This is a genomic window from Lysobacter tyrosinilyticus, from assembly GCF_054779815.1.
The window spans coordinates 351,397-368,260 of the sequence record NZ_BAAGXN010000001.1 but is presented as its reverse complement, the minus strand read 5'-3'; the positions used below and the strand labels follow the sequence as shown (position 1 = coordinate 368,260).

Genomic DNA, 16,864 nt, shown 5'->3' with positions numbered 1-16,864 from the left:
CTCACTTGATCGCACGGAACACGACGCGTCCCTGATACGGCGTTCCCAGCGGTTGCGCGCGATAGCCCTGGGCCGCGAAGCGCTGCTGCACCTGCGGCCACAAGGACTGCTTGCAGATCCAGATTGCCTCCGGCTCGTGCTCCCGCAATTCCTGCGCCAGCGACTCGTCGTAGACCGGATTGAAGCGCGCCTGCGGGCGCGGGTTGAGCGAGATCTTCTCGATCTGCGCATCGAGATGCAGATGCAGGCCATAACGGGCCATGTCTTCAACGAACAGCACTTCGCGTACGGGCCCGCCTGCACGTTCGCGAATTGCGCGTGCCCATTCGGACGCATCCTTGTGCGTGGGCCAGTGCGCGATCGCGAGCTTCAACGCCAACAGCAGCGCCACCCATGCGCCGAGCCGGAGCCAACGCGGCTCGCGCGGCTGCGCGGCACGCTGGATCGCGATGACCAGGGCCAGCGGCAGGAACAACGGCAGGATGTACAGCGGCAAGCGCGAGCGCGCGATGCAGAACACCAGCAGCGGCAGCAGCAGCCACAGCGCCAGCAGCAGCGCGTGCGCCTCGCGCTCGCGGACACGTGGATCACGCCAGCCACGCACGTGCGCGGGTAATACGCGTGCCCAGCGCCACAACGCCGGCGTCCACGGCAGCGTGCCCAGCAGCAGGGTCGGCGCGTATACGAGCAGCCAGCCGTACCACTGGCCATTGCGACCGAATTCGTTGGTCGTGACGCGATTAATGACTTCGTCGCCGACGAAGTAACGGAACAGGCCGTGGTGATTGGCGATCACCGCGACGTACCAGGGCAGCGCAAGCAGCACGAACAGCACGAGTCCCGACCACTGGAACACCCGGCTGCGCCGGCGCGTCGGCATCAATTGGTCGAAGGCCAGTGCCGACAGCAGATACACCAGCGCCGGCGGCCCCTTGGTGAGGAAGGCCAAGGCGAAGGCGACCCACATCAGGAGCGTCCACCTTTTCGGGCGCTCGCCGTCGAAGCGCGCTTCGACGAATGCCCACATCGCCACGCCGACACAGGCCGCCAGCACATAGTCGGTGGTGATCAGCTGCGACGCACCGACGGTGAACAGCATCGTCGCGTACACGATCGCCGCGGTGACCTCGCTTCCTGGTACCAGTCGCTTCGCGATGCGCCAGGCCAGCCATACGCACAGCAGGTATGCGAGCGCGGAGGGCAGGCGCGCGGCCCAGGAATTCTGGCCGAAGGTCGCCACGCTGCCGGCGATCGCCCAGTAGGTCAGCGGCGGCTTGGTCCAGTGGCCGACTTCGTCGTTGCGGCGCGGATTCAACCAGTCGCCGCTGTCGAGCATGTTCAATGCGACGTTGGTGTAACGGCCTTCATCGGGATCCCAGATCCCGCGCGTGCCGAGGAATCCGAATGCCAGCACGATCGCCATGGCGGCGATCCAATACGCAGTAAACCGGTTCGACGGACGGAAGCGGAGCATGCGACCTCACGGCGGAGGAAAGGCGCGAACTCTAGTGCGGTACCGACGACGACTTCGTTACATGCTGCAATCCGGACAGGGTGTGGCGGGTCTTGCCGCACCCAATGTCAGCGTGTGGCGAGTAGGGCCGCCAGCGCTTCCAGATCGATATTGCCACCCGAAAGAATCACGCCGACACGCTGGCCGGCAAAACGTTCGCGATGCCCCAGGATCGCGGCGAGCGCCACTGCCGACGAGGGCTCGATCAACTGCTTGGTGCGCTGCCAGAACAGCTGCAGCGCGCGCAGCGTGGCGGCATCGTCGGCGAGCAACACTTCGACCCGATGTTCGCGCAGTAGGGCGAAGTTGGGCGCGCCGAGCAGGCCGCGCAATCCGTCGCAGACCGTGTCCGGCACCAAGGCGGTGACGCGCTCGCCACGTTGCAGGGACTGGTACGCGTCGGCAGCGCCGGAGGGCTCGGCACCGAACACGCGGGTCGCGGGCGATACCGCCGCCGCGGTGATCGCCGTGCCGCCCAGCAGACCGCCACCGCCCAACGGCGTAACCAGGGCATCGAAGCGCCGGTCCGTACCGAGCAACTCCAGTGCCGCCGTGCCCTGCCCCGCGATGACGCGCGGATCGGTATAGGGATGTACCAGTTCCGCGCCGGTATCGGCCTGGACCTGCGCACATGCCGCTTCGCGTGCGGCAATGGTCGGCGCGCAGTAATGCAGGGTCGCGCCGTAATCGCGGATCGCCGCGACCTTGGCGGCCACCGCGTTGTCCGGCACCACCACATGGCAGGGAATCCCACGGGTACGCGCGGCAAGCGCCAGTGCGGCACCGTGGTTGCCCGAGGAGTGCGTGACCACGCCGCGCGGCGCGACCGCATCGGGCAGCGACCACACCGCATTGCAGGCACCACGGAACTTGAACGCACCCACGCGTTGCAGGTGTTCGGCCTTGAAGTGCAGCTCGCAGCCCGCCAGTGCGTCCAGCGACCGCGACCGCAGTACCGGGGTGTGGTGGATGTGCGGGGCGATACGCGCCGCGGCAGCCAGGATGTCGTCGAAGCCTGGCAGGTCGAGCGCGGACGGCGCGGACGAGGCGAGGTCGGGGGCAATACTCATCATGCAGATGCTAGGGCCAGTGGGCGCCCTTCGGATAGACCATGCCGCTGCGCTGAACGGACCCGCACCACCTTTTCGGGGCCGGCCGAATTAAGCGCGAGTTCAAAGCGGCGGCCCGAAGCTGGCGCACACACCTTGGGGGCGTCCGTCATGATCCGCAAACTCCTTCTTCCCGCCTTGCTCGTAGGGCTGCTCGGTGGCTGTGTCACCGACTACGGCTATCGCGACGGCTACTACTACGGCCAGCCGGGCGTCGAATACCGCTACCACGACTACGGCTATCCGTACGGCTCCTATCCCTACGGCTACTACCCGAATTACTACCCGTACAGCCCACACTACAACAGCTACTACTACAACAATTACCCGTACCACGGCGGGTACCCGTACTACTACAACCGCGATCATCGCAACGACCGTGATCATCGCAACGACCGCGATTACCGCAACGACCCCGACTACCGCAACGACCGTAACAGGCCGCGGCCGCCCGTAACCGGAACGCCGGGCCCGCTGCCGCCGGACATGCAACCGCGCCCGAGCCCGGGCCGGCACGACAACAATCCGCCGCGTGACTACACGCCGCGTCGCACCGATGACACGTCGGGTGGCCAGCGTGCGCAGATCCCGTCGCCGCGGATGTTCCCACCGGCCCCGCGTCGCGAGGCCCGCAGCGAGCGCAAAGAGGACCGGACCCTGCGCCAGGACGAGCGCCGCCGTCATTCGACCGACCAGGAGCTATGACACGTAGCACAGCGGAGGACTGCGTCACAGAACCGGGTACAAAACCGCTTGCGCGGTCCCGCGGGTGACGGCAAGCTGCAACCACTGACCGGTTGCGTCGTATTTAGACGTTGCGGGCTCAGCGGTAGGTGGCAAGTGCCGATGTCGGCGTCCGACGGAGAATCACGGATCCCCCCTGTTCCGCCTTCGTTGGACGCCGGCTCCTTCCCGCCGGCGAGCAGTCGAAGCATCGCCCCGCGGGTCCGCCTTGACCCGCCGAATTCGCGGTCAGACCAACCCGGCCCGTGACCGGGTTCACACTCCCGGCCCCGAGAAATAAAAAAGGGGTCGAACGTCCCCCGACATTCGACCCCTGTGCGTCCCCCGCGAGCGCTTGGCCAGCCCCTGTTCCAAATCCGGCCGGCGTCTAGCGCCTGCCCCGCGTGGTGCAGGGAAGATGTCGCACGAAGCGTGCCAACTTTTGCGCCCCGTCCGACCGGACGTTAGTCCTGGCTCCAACAAGCCACTGATTGCTCTAGTAAAATCCCGTTCCCCAGCGGGTGGTGCATGTCCTTGTCGCAGTCTTTCTACCAATACGACGTGATCGTGGTCGGCGGTGGCCACGCCGGCACCGAGGCCGCGCTGGCCGCGGCACGCGCCGGCGCGCGCACCCTGCTGCTGACGCATTCGGTCGAAACCGTGGGCGCGATGAGCTGCAACCCGGCCATCGGCGGCATCGGCAAGGGCCACCTGGTCAAGGAAATCGACGCGCTCGGCGGGATCATGGCGCGTGCCGCCGACGCCGCCGGCATCCAGTGGCGTCGCCTCAACGCGAGCAAGGGTCCGGCGGTGCGCGCCACGCGCTGCCAGGCCGATCGTTCGCTGTACCGCGCCTTCATCCGCCGCGCGGTCGAGAGCCAGCCCAACCTCACTCTGTTTCAGTCCGCGGTCGATGACATCGTCTTCGAACACGGCAAGGTGACCGGCGTGGTCACCCAGACCGGACTCAAGTTCGCCGCCCCCGCCGTGGTGCTCACCGCCGGCACCTTCCTCGCCGGCAAGGTCCACATCGGACCAACCACCTATGCCGCCGGCCGCGCCGGCGATCCGCCCGCGGTCGCGCTGGCGCACAAGCTGCGCGAAGGCCCGTTCGTGGTCGACCGGCTCAAGACCGGCACGCCGCCGCGCATCGACGGCCGCACGCTCGACTACTCGGTGATGGAGGAACAACCCGGCGACGATCCGCGTCCGGTGATGTCCTTCCTCGGCGCGCACGCCGACCACCCGGCGCAGGTCTCGTGCTGGATCACCCATACGTCCGAGCGCACCCACGACATCATCCGCGGCGCGCTCGACCGCTCGCCGCTGTACACCGGCCAGATCGAAGGCATCGGTCCACGCTACTGCCCGTCGATCGAAGACAAGGTGGTGCGCTTCGCTGAGAAGGCCTCGCACCAGATCTTCGTCGAGCCAGAAGGCCTCACCGTCGCCGAGATCTATCCCAACGGCATCTCAACCTCGCTGCCGTTCGACGTGCAACTCGAGCTGGTGCGCAGCATCCGTGGTTTCGAGAACGCGCACATCACCCGTGCCGGCTACGCGATCGAATACGACTTCTTCGATCCGCGCGGGCTGAAGTCCACCCTGGAAACCAAGGCGGTTGGTGGGTTGTTCTTCGCCGGCCAGATCAACGGCACCACCGGCTATGAGGAGGCCGCCGCGCAGGGCCTGCTCGCCGGCATCAATGCCGCGCGCCACGTGCAGGATCGCGAAGGCTGGTCGCCGCGTCGCGACGAGGCCTACATCGGCGTGCTGGTCGACGACCTGATCACCCACGGCACGTCCGAGCCGTATCGCATGTTCACTTCGCGCGCCGAATACCGTCTGCAGCTGCGCGAGGACAATGCCGACCTGCGTTTGACCCCGGTGGGTCGCGACCTCGGTCTGGTGAGCGAGATGCACTGGCGCGTCTTCGATGCCAAGCGCGAAGCGATCGCGCGCGAGAACACGCGCCTGGCCGGGATCTGGGCCGCCCCGAACAACGCGCTCGGTCGCGAGATCAACGCCACCCTCGGCATCGAGATCAGCCGCGAGACCAGCGCGCGCGACCTGCTCAAGCGCCCCGAGCTCGACTACGCCAGGCTGATGGAAATCGCCTCGCTCGGCCCGGGCGAACTCGATGCCGCGGTAGCCGAGCAGGTCGAGATCGGCGTGAAGTACTCCGGCTATCTCGATCGCCAACGCGAGGAGATCGAGCGCCAGCAGCGCCATGAGAACACCGCGATTCCCTCTGATTTCGATTACGCCGCGGTGCGTGGTCTTTCGGCGGAAGTGACGCAGAAGCTGCAGCGTGTGCTGCCGGAGACAGTGGGGCAGGCGCAGCGCATTCCGGGAATGACGCCCGCAGCGATTTCGCTGCTGCTGGTGCACCTCACGCGCCAGCGGCGCGAACGCGTGGCGTAGTGCGTAGCGCCGCGCCTGCGTGGTGCGGCTTTGAGGGCAAGAGCGTGCCGAGCAGGCTCGGCACTACGCAGGCGTCCCGCTCGGTCGTGCAGCTGGTTCGCGGGTGCCTTACCCTGCGCGGATGAAGATTCTCGCTCGTGCCCTGCTGTTGCTTCCCTTCGCGCTGATCGCCTGCAACAAGACTCCGGCCCCGGCAACATCTGCGGCAATCGCGCTGCCGCCTCTGCGTATCGCAGCGCTGACGCTGCCACCGATAGCGAGCGGCTCCCAACCGGACCTGGTGGGCGACGGCAATGGACATTTGTTGTTGTCGTGGATCGAATCACAAGGCGATGGCCACGCACTGAAGTTCGCGACGTTCAGCGATAGCCATTGGACTGCAGCGCAAACCATCGCCACGGGCAGAGACTGGTTCATCAACTGGGCCGACACCCCGCACCTCGCGATCACGCCGGACGGTGCGCTGTGGGCGCACTGGCTGCAGACATCCGCGCGAGCCAGTCACGCCTATGACGTGATGCTGGTGCGTTCCGCCGATGGCGGGCGCAGCTGGTCGCAACCAGTATCGGTGAACGACGACGACGGCAAGGCCGCCGAACATGGCTTCGTCTCGTTGTGGCCGGCAGGGCGCGACACGCTGGGGATCGCCTGGCTCGATGGTCGTGAAGCGGCTGCCGACGATGCCGCCGATCACGCCCATCACGACGCGATGGGCAACGGCGCGATGACCCTGCGCGCCGCCACGTTCGACGCGCGGCTGCAACGCCACGACGAAACGCGCCTGGATGCGATGACCTGCGATTGCTGCCAGACCGACGCAGCGATGAGCGCGCGCGGCGCGCTGCTCGTGTATCGCGACCGCACGCCGGAAGAGCTGCGCGACATCGCGATCACACGCCAGCAGCAGGGCGCATGGACGCCGGCGCGTGCCGTGCATGCCGATCGCTGGATCATGCCCGCGTGTCCCGTGAACGGTCCCGCCGTCGCCGCGCAGGACAACGCAGCGCTGGTGGGCTGGTACACCGCCGCTGGCAACATGCCGACGCTCAAACTCGCGCGTTCGTCCGATGCGGGCGATACGTTTGCCGCGCCGGTCGTGGTCGACCGTGGCGAATCCCTGCTGGGACGGATTGATGTCGCGCTCGGCCGCGACGCGGCGTGGGTGTTGTGGTTGCGCGAAACCGCTGCCGGGCAATCGCTGCAGCTGGCGCGCTACTCCACCGATCTCACCGGCGCGCCGCAACGTATCGAAGTGGCGACGCTGCAGGGTCGCGGGCGCGGCACGGGCATGCCACAACTGGTGCTGAGCGAAGGCACGCCACACGTGGTCTGGACCGATGTCGTCGCCGGCAAGCCGCAGCTGCATGCCGCCGTGATCACCCGCTGAGTCGCAGGAGTCACTTTATGAAGCAACGCGGATGCGTACTGGTCGCCGGCTCGGCCAATCTCGATTTTGTCGTGCGCACGCCGCACGTGCCGGCACCGGGCGAAACCGTGCTCGGTCACGGCTTCGCCACGTTCCCCGGCGGCAAGGGCGCGAACCAGGCGGTCGCATGCGCGCGCGCCGGTGGGGCGCCCACGCGCATGTTGCTCGCGCTGGGCGACGATCCGCAGGCAATGCCGATCGAAGCCTCGTTGCGCGACGCCGGTGTCGAACTCGACATCGTGCGCACGCCGGTGGCCACCGGGACGGCATTCATTTGCCTGGGCGATGACGCGGAGAACGCGATCACCGTCGTGCCCGGCGCCAATGCGGAACTGCGCGGTGAACATCTGCGCGAGGTAAGCGGCATCCAGGCGCTGTTGTTGCAGCTGGAAAGCCCGCTCGTCAGCGTCGAGGCCTGGGCGCGCGCCGCGCGTGCCGCCGGTGCGCAGGTGGTGCTCAACGCGGCACCGGCGCCGCGCTCGCCGTTGTCGCCGGAGTTGTTGTCCGCGCTCGACCTGCTCATCGTCAACGAAGGCGAACTGACCGCGCTCACCGGCGCGGACGGTTCGATCGCCGCGCGCGTATCGCGCCTGGCGGTGCCCGGCGTAGTGGTCACCCTGGGTGCGCGCGGTTGCTACGCGCACATCGCCGACCGCGCATGGCTGCAGCCGGGCTATCGCGTCGACGCCGTGGATACCACCGGCGCAGGCGACACCTTTTGCGGCACGCTGGTGGCCGCGCTGGCGTCGGGCGAGGACACTGGCCAGGCCCTGCGCCGAGCGAGCGCCGCCGGCGCGCTTGCCTGCACGCGCCTGGGCGCGCAGACCAGCGTACCCACGCGCGCGGAAGTCGATGCACTGCTCGCGCGCGCCGACTCCGACGCCGACCTGACCGCGTCGACGGACGCGCTGGCCGCGTATTGCGGCGTGGTCACGACGCCCTGAACGCAGGCGCGGCTTGGCCGCGCGCACTCAGCGACTGGCGAGCACCGTTGGATTGGCCGGCAGTCCGTTCCATGCCATCGGCGTGTCGAGCAACTCGACCTTCGCTATCGCAGCGGTCGCCGGCACCTGGACAACCCAGGTGCGGAAGCTGTTGCCATCGTTGGCGTCGCCCGCGCTCGCCGGCGGTTCCGCGGTCGGCTGGAACCACGGGCGAAAGCCGTTCTGCAGCAGCACGTGGCGCACGCTGCCATTGCTGTAGGTCACACGCACGGTGAAGTCGCAGCCGCCGTCATGGCAGTACCACGGATAGGTGCCGGTGTTCGGTACGATGCTCGCGCGTTGCGTCGTATCGGTGGGATCGATGTAGCGACGCAGGTTGCCGACATAACTGAGCGGCGGATAGATCTGCGACGCGCCCGCCGTGCCGGCGCGGCTGTAGGTGACTACGATCGCGTGCACCGCTACGTCGCGCTGCGCCGGCAAGCCCATGTCGAAGCCGTACAAGCCCTTGTCCGTCGTGGCGGGTGCGACATCGACCCACTTGTGATCGAGCGTGTCCCAACGCCGGTAGCCACCCGGATACGTAGCATCGCGCACGATCACACCGCCGGCGTAGCTATGGCTGCCGCCATCGAGCGTGGTCCGGCCTTCGAAGAACCGCTGCATCATCGCGGTACTGAAATCGGAGAACGTCGCGAAGCGATACTCGGGCGCCTGGTCGCCCGAGCCGCTCTGCATCGGGTCCTGCTTGATGCAGCGACCCTGCGCGTCCTTCTGCCGGGGATAACCGGCGAAGGTGTCCGTCGCGCAGTTGCGGTAAGTATCGGCGGTCGTCGGCACGATTGGCGGCAACAGCTCTCGGCGATTGGTGTCGAAGCCCCACGCCGAGCCACTGAGGCTGCCGCCCACGTACGGATAGCGCGCCTGCGCGTACGCCTCGCCCTGATGTGGGAGACCGAACGCATGACCCTGCTCATGGATGAAGATGCCGCGATAGGCGGTATCGCCGGTGCCGACGCGGCTGCCGCCAATGCCGCCACCGACATTGGCGAGAGCACCGACGTTGTTCACCATCACGATCGGCGCGTAGTACTGGATTGGACCTTCCGCCTCGCCATTCGCTTCGAGCAGACCGCGCACGACACCATGCGTGGTGCGGAGCACGTCGAAGCCGTCCTTCATCTCACTGGCGTTGTGCAATACATAGGCGGGACCACCGTTGCGCGGCGGATTCACCAGGATCGGCCAGTTGGCGCGGTGCGCGGGATGATTGGCGACGTCGAGTCGCGCGACCGGCCATTTGGCGCGCATCTCGGCGATGGTCGCGGCATCAGGCACGGCGACCTGGTCGAAGGGCTTGGTCGCATCGGTGGCGCCGAACAGATAAAACGGCAGCACGCGCAAGCTCATCGGACTGTCGGCACCGACTTCCGGCGACTGGAACGCACTGGGCTGATAGTTGCCGGCGGTTACGCGCAGTTGCAGGCCCGGCCGCAGCCAGCTCGCCGGAACGTTCGCGCTGTAGCGATCGCTCGCATAGAGCGGCCCGCCCGCTTCGCTGCGCGGCAACTGGCTTGGCGCGGCGAGCGGCACTGCACCCAATTGCGCACCGCTGAGCCAACCTTCCAGCTGCGCATTCGCCGCATCGGTGCGTGACAGCGTCAGCAATGCGAGCGCTTCGCGTTGTCCGACCAGATGCAGGCTCTCGCTTGCATTGGTCAGGCTCCAGCGCAATCCATCGACGGGCAGGACGTGCGTCTGCGCGAGTTCGAGACGGGTGATACCCAGCGTTCCCACGGGCAAGGCGGCCATCGGCGTCGCGGCGACTTCATTCGATGCAGCGCTCGTGGTCGTGGCATTCGCTGCTTTCACGATGAAGTAGTAGGTCGCGCCGTTGCTCAGGCCGGCCAGCGTCACGCTGGTGCCGCTGATGCCCGATTGCACCGGCGTCGCGCCTTGTCCGCCGCGCGTGCTGGCCTGATAGACGCTGTAGTCGCGCGCGCCACTCACCGCGTTCCAGCTGAGGCTGACGCGTGCATCGCCTGCGGTCGCCGTAAGATTGGCGGGTGCCGCCAGGGCCGCGCTGGACCCAGGAGTCTTGCCACCCTTGCCACCGCCGCCGCATGCGGCCATACCCAGCGACACCAGCAACCCGAGCATCAGGCTGCGGACCAGACACATCCGTTTCATCGACAAGCTCCCCAGGGCAACCGCCGGCCGGCGGCGCAAAGCGCCGAACTCTGCCAGCGCGGCGCACGTCCGGTATGTGATTCCAATCACCGAAGCTCAGCTCGTCATAAGCAGTCGCGGCATAATCCCAGCCGGCTGGAAGAACGATTCATCCAGCGCAACCTGGGGAAATGGATGGAACTCAAGATGAAGCGCCGAGCGATCGGCGTTTTTTTTGCGTGCGCGGCAGCCGCCTGGGCCGCAGGCTCTGGCTTCGGCGGTGACGCGCAGACGCAGCAGGCTGTCGCCGCGGGCAACCCGCACAGCTTTGAACTGCGACCCGATCATGCACAGGTGGCCGCCGGCGGCAGTGTCGCGATCGACGTGCTGGCCAACGACTCGGCTATCGACGATGCGCTGGTTTTGATGTCGGTATCGCAACCGAACCAGGGCAGCGTGCAGGTCATCGATGGCGCGCCGGTGTACACGGCGCCGGCCAATGCGCAGGGCAGTGTGGTGTTCCAGTACCGCGCCAAGCCACGTCATGGAGGCCCGCCGCGTTACGGCCAGGTCACGGTCGATATCGGCTCGCTGGTTTCGATTCGCGGCCAGATCGTTCGCGCGGCTGGCCAGACCGGCGCAGTGACGGTGGAATTGCGGGTCGGTGCCCAGACCCAAAGCACCGTGGCAACCGAAGACGGCCGGTATGCCCTCGATTTCTTCGCCTTCGACGATGCTGCGATCGCCGTGCTCGAAGCACGCGGCGCGGCGGGCGATCGTCCCGGCCTGCACCTGCAGAGCTACCTGGGCAGCGTCGGTCGCATCCGGCGATTGGCCGGCGGCGATGCCGTACTCGAGCGCAACGAAAGCAACGCGGTCACGGTCAGCTTCCTGTCGACAGCTCAGCTCGTACACGCAAGCGCCGCCGACGGCGGGCTGCCGACGAGCGATCTCGCCTTCGAGACCGCGGTCCTCGGATCCGACCAGACTTCGATGCTCTGGATGGCCGATTTCATGAAGGTCGTGGATACCGGCGAATACGCGTTGCCGGCAGACACCGACGTGCTGGCCTACGTCAGCGAGCCGGGTCGCATCACCCGCGAGTGGTCTTCCGATGCCGGCGTGGATTATCCGGAAGCCGCGCTGGACGCTCGCCAGACGGTACCGGTGCAAGCGGACGCCTACGACGGAAAGCTGGTGCTGGTGGATCAAGCCGTGGAACGCGTGACGGTCGATGGCATCCGCAGTGTTTCGATCCATGACGTCGATGCCAGCGGCCATCACTTCGTCGACGGATACGCACGCCCGACAGTGGCGTTGCAGGCGGGCCACGACGAGGAAGGCCAGGCTACGTTCACCCCCCAAGCGGACTTCCTGTTGCGCGAAGGTCCAGTGCGCGTATCCCGCTTCGGCACCCTCAAGCAATTGCGTTATCTGCTCGAACGCAAGTGGGTCAAGCTGTTCGATGGCGATCGCGGTGATCAGATCTTCCAGCAGGACACCGTGCGCCTGGTCTATCCCGACCGTCCGCAGCTGAATCGCACGACCGTCCAGTACACGATGTGGGCCGCCTACGAACAGCTGCCGAACCTGCCTTACACCCGCGACGAAGTGATCGGCCGACTGACGTTGAACGTCTACTGCCCGCGCGCCGATCTCGTGTCCGGCTTCGGCTTCTGCGACTACCAGGTACACACCTTCAACGCTGCCGGCAACGGTGGGATCGACGCCATGGGTGCGAGCCTGGACGGCGCCGGCCAGCCACAGGCACAGCCCGTTGGCGAAACGTTCCTGTGGGCGTTGACCAACGCCGGCGCGATCTCGACGCGCCGTGGTGCGATCGAGACCACCTACACGCGCATCAGCCATGAGAACGCAGCGGCGTCGGGCGTGATCGCCGAGAGCCAGATCGAGGTCAATGGTGAAGTCCGGCGGATGGCGCATTACCAGGCGTCGGTTCGACTGCCGGCCAGCGCACCGACGATCGCGGCTGGCGATCTGGCAGGTCACTGGGTGCTCGGCTCCATGCAGCATGCGCCGCTGGACCTGTTCTCCATGACCGCGTGGACCTTGGATTTCAACATCGACGGCAATGGGTCGGAAAAGGTTTACGACGCCTCGCCGTGGAATCACAACGACAATCGGTTCGCCTGGTCCACCGACAGCGACGCGGTGATGCTCCGCAAGTACCTCGTTGACCCGTACTACGATGGCGATCAGCTGGTGGTCTCGCACGGCTATTGCGACAGCGAGGATGGTCAGTGCCCGGTCAGGTTCCAGCACTGGAAGCCACTGGCGGCCGCCGACGGCGCGTACTACTTCATCGAGGAGATGTACGAATCCAACGGCTTCCCCAGTCTGCCGCTGACGCGTACGACGATGGGTCCGATCAGCCTGCATCGCAATTGAAATGACAGCAGGCCGGCTCGTTGCGAGCCGGCCGACGCATGGTGAAAGCCCCGGCTTCGGCCGGGGCTTTTTGCATCAGGGCTCCAGAAAAAACTGCCGCGCAGGCACGGCACTCCGAGCTTATTTTTCCTTGCGCCAGTTGATCGAGGCGCGGTTCTCGAGTGTGCTCGATTCGATTTCGACGTCGAAGCCCTTGCGCAACAGGTACTTCAACGTGAGCACCTGACCGGTGCCGAGCAGCGACACGCCGTAACCGACATACAACTTCGGCGACAGGTACTTGCCGACGCCGAATACGCTGCCGCCCAGCGCGCGACTTTCCATCACGCCGGCATCGTCGAGGCCGATCTTCGCGCCCAGCTGCGAGGCGAGCAGGCTGCCGCCCGCGGACAAGGCCGCACTCGCTGCATTGAGCTGGCGGCTTTCGTCGCCGCTCGCGCTCGACAACGGCCGGCCCAGCGCGAGATAGGACAGCGCCTCGGATTGCGAAGTGGCTGGATTGCTCCACACCTTCGCCTGCGGCGATGCGGCGCGACCGGTGACATCGATGCCGGCCGTAACCGGGCCGACTTCGCGCTCGGCGCGGATGTTGAGGATCGGATCGGCAACCGGGCTGTTCGACCACACCAGTTCGCCGCGGGTGATCTGCAGTTTCTGTCCGTAGGCGCGATAGCGGCCAGCGACGTCGAGACGGCCGCTGGCGATCATTTCGCGGCCTGGCCGCGCACGCACGTGCAGGCGTCCGCCGAGCGAGCCATCCAGACCGAAGCCGGCCAGCTTCACGTCCTGACCCAACGCGATGGTCAGGTCCATGTCGAGCGGCGAATCGCCGGTGTCTTCCGGATTAACGGGATCGAGCACGACCACATCCGGCGACGTCGATACGCCTTCATCCAGGCGTTCCAGGTCGATGCGCGCCGAGGGCACGGTCACGGTACCGGTCACCTGCAGCGGTTGCTTCGCCGCATAGCGCACCTGCACGTCGGGGTTGGCGACCGCGCGCAGGTCGCGGGTATCCGAGAGCAGCACGTTGTCGCCTTTGAGCGACAACACCAGTGGTGTGTCATCGCCCTGCCAGCCGAGCGAACCGTCGATGTTGAGCGTGCCTTCGCCCGAACGCAGGCGACCGGCGATGCGCGCGGTGCCATCGGGCAAGGCATCCAGGCGCACGTCGCCGTCCTGCAGCACGATCGCGAGCGCCGGCAGTTCGGTGGTGAAGCGGGTGAGATGCGCGTTGCCGCCCAGCAGCGGCTGTGCACGCGTGCCGGACAGGCTGACGCGGCCTTCCAGCCGCCCCTTGGGCTCGACGATGTCGGGCGAGAACAGCTCCATCCACGTCAGCTCATCGGTGTCGATACCGATCTCGCCGGCGAGTGGCGCGTAGCGATCCCAGCCGGTGGCAATGCGCGCGTCGACGTGGCCGTCGTCGTTGAGTGTGCTGTGCAGCTCGGCCGTGACGTGCTGCGGATCGAAGCTGGCGCTCAGATCGAGATGGTCGTACCGCACGATCTCGGTGCGCGAGCGCTCGCTGAACTTCATGCCGCCGCTGGTCGACGTGACATGCGCATTGCCGCGCCAGGCTGCTTTTGACGAGCCCGTTCCGACCGGACGCAGTTGCGCGGTCAGATCGATGTCGCCGCGCAGTATCCACGGACGTTTGTCGCTACGCTCGGGCAGGTACGGCAGCACCAACGCCAGCGGCAACGTTTCACCGCGCACGTCGAGGCCGTGCCGCGGCCAGTCGGCATTCGCGCACAACGAACCGCCACCACTCGAAGCGAGACAGGCATTCGACAACGCACCGCTGCGACCATCCCAACGGAACGCGGCTGCCTGCTGCAACTGCCACTGCGCGCCCTTCACCGGTGCGAGCTGCAGCGATGCCAACGTGCCCTGCCAGGTGTTGCCACGCTTGCTCGCGTGACCGCTGAGCGCCAGCGTGCCGAGTTCGCCGCGCGCTTCGCCCTGAAGTTGCAGGTTCTCCACCGCACCGCGCGCGTCCAGGGTCAGCACATCGATCGGCGTGCCGACATCGAGGCCCTGCGCATGGATCGCCAGCGCACCATTGCCACCGCGCCACGGCAGGCGGCCGTGCACGCTGACACTGTCGGCGCGATAGCCGGCATAGCTGAGGCCCGTGCCGACCAGATCGCCGTCGATGTCCGGCGCGGTGCGCGCACCGGTGAGTTTCAAGGTGCCGCGCAAGGTGCCGGCGCCGTCGGGTAGCAGGTCGTTGAGTTGCAGGGGTTCGAACTTCGCGTCGATCGCTAGCGTGTTCGTCACCTTGCCCTTGGCATCGATGCGACTGCCGCCGAGAGTGAGCGCAACATCGCCTTCGTACGCATCTTGCCCGCCTTGCGCCGGTGCGCCGCGCATCAGGAAGCGGCCGCGGCCCTGCAATGGGCGGCCGCGCAGACGCCCCGTGAGTTGCGGCGCATCGACGGCGATATCCAGGCCGCCATCACTGCGCGTGGTTCCGCGCGTGCTAAGGCGACCGCGTAGCGCGCCCTTCCAGTCCGGCGCGAAGTAGCCTGGGTCGAAGCCATCCAGCGTGGCGTTGAGGTTCCAACCCAGCTCGGGCTGCCATGCGACGTCGCCGGTCGCATCCAGCGCACCGGTCGGCATCTGCGCATGCAGCGTCTTCAGGTTCATGCGGCTATCGTTGCCGCGCGCGTCGAAACGCAGTTGCGCACGCTCGCCTTCGCGCGTGAGCGTGGCGCGACCGATCGCGGCCCACTGCTGCAATGTGCCGGCGATGCCCAGGTCGGCGTCGGCGCCGATCATCGGGGTATCGCGCGCCGCCTGCTGCGGCGTCTTCGGAGTCTGCTTCGCGCCGCCCCATCGCAGGTCGCGCGCGTTGATCGCGAAACGCAGTGTGGCGTTTTCCGGATCGTTGAAGTCGGCGCGGCCACGCAGCGTGGCGGTACCGTCGAAGATGCGCAGCGCCAGCGGCTTGGCTTCGAGGATCTGGTTCTCGATGCGCAACCGCGACGGCAACACGGTCGCGTTGAGCGTGCCCCGCTTCGGATCGCCGTAGGCAAAATCGCCACGCAGGTTCATCTCGCCGCCGACGCCATCGGCATCGAAGCGCAATGCGAGCGGTGAGCCGGAGGGTCGGCCTTCCGTCAGCAGCGCGAGATCCAGCGCTTCCGATTGCGCGTGCAGATTCCAGCGCGGCTGCTCCTTGCCGCGCACCGTCAGCGTCGCGCGCACCGGTGCGGGCGCGCGACCGGCGAGGCCGATGTCCATGCGGGCGAGATCGCCGCGGGCCACCAGTCCCAGCCGCGGCGACGTCGTGCCCATCTCCGCGGGCAGCACCGCCGTGGCGACCAGGTCCATGCGGTAGTCATCGCGCGGCACGTAATCGCCGTGCAGGGTGAAGCGACCGCGATCGGTGTCCGCGTCGAGCTTCTCCACATGCAGTTTGCCGCTGCGTGCATCGACACCGGCGCGCAGGTGGCGGATATCGATCACCGGCTTGCGCGCCTGGGTGATGCGCAGGCCATCGACGCGCACATCGTCGGCCTGCAACGCCAGCGGCGGATTGATGCGCGGCAGCGATTCAGGCCAGCGCGGCAGCTCGAACGGCTCGTCGCTCTCGGGAATCTCCAGCGTGGCGCCTTCCAGCTGCAATGCGTCCAGTCGCAGCAACCGCCCGAGCAGCGGCCGCAGCGCCGGATCGAGCATCACCCGCTTCGCGGTGAATTCGAGCAGGCGCGGATGCGCCGGATCGCGCTGGCCGTGCCGGTCGGTCATCAGATAGGTGAAGTGCACGCCGTGCAGCACCAGCGGACCCGAGGCCGGACCTTCGGCGCGTTCCCAGCTCAGGTGTGCTTCGGCCGGCAGGCGTTGCTGGATCTGCGCAAGCAGCACGTTGCGACCGCCGATGGTCGCGAGCAGCCAGTACAGCAACGCCGCGCAGCCGAGTGTCAGCACTCCGGCCACCAGGCTGCCGCGCACGGCTAGGTACCGCATCCGCGCACGGCGCTTCGCGCGTAGTTCGGCGATGCGCGCGTCGTGCTCATCCGGGGTCATCGTCTGCGTCGGGGGCCGCTTGTTCGTCATCTCGAATTACGCCTTACCGATCCGTCCGGTACCCGTTGTTTTGTAGAGCGGAGCTTGCTCCGCTGCTCTTGCTTGCGTGGAG

The 16,864-nt window shown here is 67.1% G+C and carries 9 protein-coding genes; 5 read left to right on the top strand and 4 right to left on the bottom strand.

Annotation, left to right across the window (positions count from 1 at the left end; genetic code table 11):
• Nucleotide 1 precedes the first annotated feature (1 nt).
• The gene (locus ACYVGK_RS01555) at nt 2-1,474 is read right to left on the bottom strand and encodes an ArnT family glycosyltransferase (RefSeq protein WP_460731472.1); all 1,473 of its coding nucleotides are present in this window, start codon (nt 1,472-1,474) and stop codon (nt 2-4) included.
• 107 nt (nt 1,475-1,581) lie between these two features.
• Entirely contained in the window at nt 1,582-2,583 is a 1,002-nt protein-coding gene (locus ACYVGK_RS01550) for a pyridoxal-phosphate dependent enzyme (RefSeq protein ID WP_460731471.1), read from the bottom strand.
• Nucleotides 2,584-2,733: 150 nt separating this feature from the next.
• On the opposite strand from ACYVGK_RS01550, the gene ACYVGK_RS01545 reads away from it, so the two are divergent.
• From ACYVGK_RS01545 to ACYVGK_RS01530, 4 genes are all read left to right on the top strand, one after another.
• Nucleotides 2,734-3,327: a hypothetical protein gene (locus ACYVGK_RS01545; RefSeq protein WP_460731470.1), complete on the top strand. Its 594-nt coding sequence runs from the start codon at nt 2,734-2,736 to the stop codon at nt 3,325-3,327.
• Nucleotides 3,328-3,879: 552 nt separating this feature from the next.
• Nucleotides 3,880-5,769 carry a tRNA uridine-5-carboxymethylaminomethyl(34) synthesis enzyme MnmG gene (gene mnmG, locus ACYVGK_RS01540; protein ID WP_460731469.1) on the top strand — a complete coding sequence of 630 codons (1,890 nt, stop codon included), beginning with the start codon at nt 3,880-3,882 and terminating at the stop codon, nt 5,767-5,769.
• 121 nt (nt 5,770-5,890) lie between these two features.
• Entirely contained in the window at nt 5,891-7,156 is a 1,266-nt protein-coding gene (locus ACYVGK_RS01535; RefSeq protein WP_460731467.1) for a hypothetical protein, read from the top strand.
• A 17-nt stretch (nt 7,157-7,173) separates the two neighbouring features.
• The gene (locus tag ACYVGK_RS01530; RefSeq protein WP_460731466.1) at nt 7,174-8,139 is read left to right on the top strand and encodes a ribokinase; all 966 of its coding nucleotides are present in this window, start codon (nt 7,174-7,176) and stop codon (nt 8,137-8,139) included.
• Between the two features lie 27 nt (nt 8,140-8,166).
• Here the strand turns inward: ACYVGK_RS01530 and ACYVGK_RS01525 are convergent, their stop codons facing one another.
• Nucleotides 8,167-10,329 carry a M66 family metalloprotease gene (locus ACYVGK_RS01525; RefSeq protein ID WP_460731465.1) on the bottom strand — a complete coding sequence of 721 codons (2,163 nt, stop codon included), beginning with the start codon at nt 10,327-10,329 and terminating at the stop codon, nt 8,167-8,169.
• A 174-nt stretch (nt 10,330-10,503) separates the two neighbouring features.
• Here ACYVGK_RS01525 and ACYVGK_RS01520 point away from each other — a divergent pair, with 174 nt between their 5' ends.
• Nucleotides 10,504-12,717: an Ig-like domain-containing protein gene (locus ACYVGK_RS01520; RefSeq protein WP_460731464.1), complete on the top strand. Its 2,214-nt coding sequence runs from the start codon at nt 10,504-10,506 to the stop codon at nt 12,715-12,717.
• Nucleotides 12,718-12,837: 120 nt separating this feature from the next.
• Here ACYVGK_RS01520 and ACYVGK_RS01515 read toward each other — a convergent pair whose 3' ends face one another.
• Nucleotides 12,838-16,782, bottom strand: coding sequence for a translocation/assembly module TamB domain-containing protein (locus ACYVGK_RS01515; protein ID WP_460731463.1), 3,945 nt, complete (start codon nt 16,780-16,782; stop codon nt 12,838-12,840).
• Nucleotides 16,783-16,864 lie beyond the last annotated feature (82 nt).